3 protein-coding genes are annotated in these 3,624 nt (G+C 55.4%); 2 read left to right on the plus strand and 1 reads right to left on the minus strand.

From position 1 onward, the window contains the following. Positions 1–254 precede the first annotated feature (254 nt). Positions 255–470, plus strand: coding sequence for a hypothetical protein (locus AAAB35_RS12365; protein WP_340668582.1), 216 nt, complete (start codon positions 255–257; stop codon positions 468–470). Further along, the gene (locus tag AAAB35_RS12370; protein WP_340668583.1) at positions 436–1,728 is read left to right on the plus strand and encodes a polysaccharide biosynthesis/export family protein; all 1,293 of its coding nucleotides are present in this window, start codon (positions 436–438) and stop codon (positions 1,726–1,728) included. The genes AAAB35_RS12365 and AAAB35_RS12370 overlap by 35 nt, the downstream gene beginning before the upstream one ends. A gap of 623 nt (positions 1,729–2,351) precedes the next feature. Here the strand turns inward: AAAB35_RS12370 and AAAB35_RS12375 are convergent. Beyond that, complete coding sequence (locus tag AAAB35_RS12375) at positions 2,352–3,176, minus strand: alpha/beta hydrolase (RefSeq protein WP_340668584.1); 825 nt, start codon at positions 3,174–3,176, stop codon at positions 2,352–2,354. Between the last annotated feature and the right edge of the window lie 448 nt (positions 3,177–3,624).

Genomic DNA, 3,624 nt, shown 5'->3' on the forward strand with positions numbered 1-3,624 from the left:
TCCAGCGCGTCGAACTCACCCGTCTCCTGCAGTCTCTGTTGCACTGCACAATTTCTGTGTTATCGTCAGGTCGCTATTCGCGCTTGTCCGTCATCGAACGCATATGTGCGGGCAAAGGAAATATCACTTCGGACGAACGCCATGTTTTCGACACGCATTCCGTTGAAATTGGGCCGTCCGGAAGGATGTTGTAACCAGTCTCGGATCACCGATACCATGTAGACGATGCATCCCGTTGCCGAGACTTTGGTCAGTTGGCTTTCCTGAATGTAGTTGGAACAGCCGCGCAATTGAACGCACAAGGTGAAGAACATGCTGACCTGCTGTTTCAATCCGGAGTGTCCTTTTTCAACGATATCGCTCCGGAAAAAGCGGTGGGCCTGGACAGCTTCTTCACCGAACCACGAGCGTTATTCACAGGAGTAATTGTCGGAGATGACCCCGATTTCCCCATCAATTTTCCCGGTTAAAGTGTGTGGCGCTATTCGTAACGGCTTGTCGCGCGCAACATTCCAGTTTTTTGGCGGCTGCGCGCTTGTCCTCATGATGCTATTTGCAACAGTTGCCGAGGCGGCTGATTATGAATTGGGCCCGATGGACAAGGTCACCATACGCGTGATCGAATGGCAGACCGCGGAAGGCGCTTTTCGCGAATGGCCAACGATCACGGGTGACTACAGGGTCGGACCCTCTGGCACCTTGTCCCTCCCCTTCGCTGGAGAGATAGCGGCTGGCGGAAAGACCACATCTGAGATCGCAAAGGAGATTGCCAAGAATCTCAGGCAAAAACTGGGCCTCGTCGACCTTCCGGAAGCTTCTGTCGAGATTTCCGAATTTCGTCCGATTTTCGTTTCGGGCGACGTGCAGGCGCCTGGCAGATATCCTTTCGAGCCCGAAATGACGGTTCTCAAGGCCGTAAGTCTTGCCGGCGGAATGCCGCGTACGACAGGTCAGCGTTTCGAACGGGATTACTTCAATGCGCGGGGTGATTATGACGTTCTTGTCGCTCAGCACGATAGACTTGTTGTGAAGCTCGCCAGGTTGCAAACGGAATTGGCCAATGCCCGGGAAATCAAGGTCCCGAATGACTTGATCGAAACGTCCAATGCGAAGAAACTGATCGACGATGAAGCTGCCATTATGGTGTCGAGGACGAATTCTCTCAATCTCCAGCTCAACGGACTCAACGAACTCAAGACGCTGTATCAGAATGAAATTGCGTCGCTTGCGAAGAAAGTGGACGTGCAAAACCGGCAGATGGATCTGACACGCAAGGAATTGACGAGTATCGGAGGACTGGCAGACCAGGGGCTTGTCGTGAATTCACGCGTGATGGGATTAAAAACGTCGATCGCTGACATGGAAGGCAAGCTTCTCGATCTCGACACCGCCTCGTTGCGCGCCAAACAGGAAATCAACAAATCCACGCAGAACGGGACCGATCTCGAAAACGAGCGAAAGGCGGAATTGGCCACCGAGATCCAATCGACGCAAGCCGCGATTGACGAGAGCAATCTCAAGCTTGGGATGAACAGGAACCTGATGACCGAGGCACTTGTCAACGCGCCGGCTGCCATGGGTCATGGCAACTCCGAGGATGCTCCGGTAATGCAATACAGCATTGTCCGGAACTCAAATGGAAAAACCGAGGAGCTTCCCGCTGAAGAAGGTACCACGCTGCAGCCCGGAGATGTAGTCAAGGTCAAGATCGACATGAGCCGATCATGATGTGGCAACCCTGGCATGGATCGAACGATATCAGCGCCTCCAAGGAACGTCGCATGTGCAAAGCGTCAGCGACAACGTTTTTTTTTAGAGGTGCATCTGCGGGCAGGCCCTCAGCACCATACCCAACGGAAGCCATTTGGCGCTTCCATCTGGCGTTTGCGATCTTGGGCCGGGATCGGGCGGTCGCATCAGACGCTCGCGGTGAATTGGCGCTTTTGCCAAGGTTTCGCCCGCAGAGCTGAGCGGGAGGGATCCGGTTGTCTCCCCTGAATGACTGCCGTTCAAATTCGAAAAAGGCAATTACCCATTTCGAGGGTTCCGAATTGACGATCATCGCCATCGGTTCCATGGTCCATCAGCGCTCGAGGCCACCAAGATCTTACGGGAGCTCGGTCATAGTGTGGGCTTGGTCGACATGGCAACTGTCAAGCGATAGATCGAGGCGCAATCATTGATGCAGCCAATCGTTCGCATCGATCAGTTTCAAATAGCGGATTGCCCTCCCTTGCGCCCGATCGTTTCGCAGGGACGGTGTTCATACAACTTTGCGAAATGAAGCTTGAAGTTCCGGGCTGCCCTATCGGTGCGGGTGGTGGGGCCAGTGGTCGGCCCCGCCAATACAATCACGTCCTGAAGAACGCGAGAAGGTCAGCGTTGATGGTCTGCGCATGGGTCGTCGGCATCCCGTGCGGAAAGCCCTTGTAGGTCTTGAGCGTTGCGTTCTGCAAGAGTTTTGCCGACAGTGGCGCGGAATCGGTATAGGGAACGATCTGGTCGTCATCGCCGTGCATCACGATAACGGGGACGGTGATCTTTTTCAGATCCTCGGTGAAATCGGTCTGGGAGAAGGCGACGATCCCGTCATAATGGGCCTTGGCGCCACCCATCATGCCCTGCCGCCACCAGTTGTTGATTACCGCATCGGAAGGCTTCGCGCCCGGCCTGTTGTAGCCATAGAACGGACCGGCAGCCACGGCGTGGTAGAATTCGCTGCGACCCGCAGCAAGCTGTGCCTGGAAGTCGTCGAATACATCCTTGGGCAGGCCGCCGGGATTGGCGTCTGTTTTCACCATGAGCGGCGGCACGGCACTCAGGAGCGCCGCCTTCGCTACGCGTGTTTCGCCATGGCGGGCGATATAGTGCACCACTTCCCCGCCGCCGGTGGAGTGGCCGACGTGAATGGCGTTCTTAAGGTCAAGCTCTTGCGTCAGGGCTGCGAGGTCGTCAGCGTAGTGGTCCATGTCGTGACCGTCACTGACCTGACTTGAGCGCCCGTGACCGCGTCGATCATGGGCGATGACGCGATAGCCTTGATTGACAAAGAACATCATCTGCGCATCCCAGTCATCGGCCGACAGCGGCCAGCCGTGGCTGAAGACGATTGCCTGTCCCGAGCCCCAGTCCTTGTAGAAAATCTCGACGCCATCGCTTGTAGTGATCGTGGGCATATCGCTCTCTCCTTGAATTTGTTGAAATGCGCGATCAGACGTTAGTCGAGAAGCGCCCGCAAGCAAATGCCCTCAAGGCTCAGTTTCGTGTCCGGGGATCACTTCCGATAAAAGTGAGAAAAACTGCGGGCCTTGCAGTCTCATCTGACGCTCTTGGTACGTCGGCGCCTCTGCTGAGATTTCGTCCCGCAGATATGCCCGCCGCTCGACGCTCAGAGACCCCGAAACGACGCCCCGGCGCACTTTCAATCGTGATGCGGGCAATTGCATGCTCACCTGTTGGTGGTTGTGGGTAGACGCCCTTTGGTGTGTTACCGGATCGCTGCTTCATTTCCTGTAGAACACCTGTCTCACGTCGATATATTCCGACCGGAAGCCAGCCTCGCAATAGAAGAGGTAGAACTCCCAGAGCTTCTTGAACCTGACATCAAATCCGAGATGGCATAAC

The sequence above is a fragment of the Phyllobacterium sp. genome (assembly GCF_037994425.1).
Lineage (GTDB): Bacteria > Pseudomonadota > Alphaproteobacteria > Rhizobiales > Rhizobiaceae > Phyllobacterium.

What these genes read in the sequence shown, in the direction of transcription:
- AAAB35_RS12370 (WP_340668583.1), top strand. Translation starts at nt 436, where the DNA reads ATGACCCCGATTTCCCCATCAATTTTCCCGGTTAAAGTGTGTGGCGCT.
- AAAB35_RS12375 (WP_340668584.1), bottom strand. Translation starts at nt 3,176, where the DNA reads ATGCCCACGATCACTACAAGCGATGGCGTCGAGATTTTCTACAAGGAC.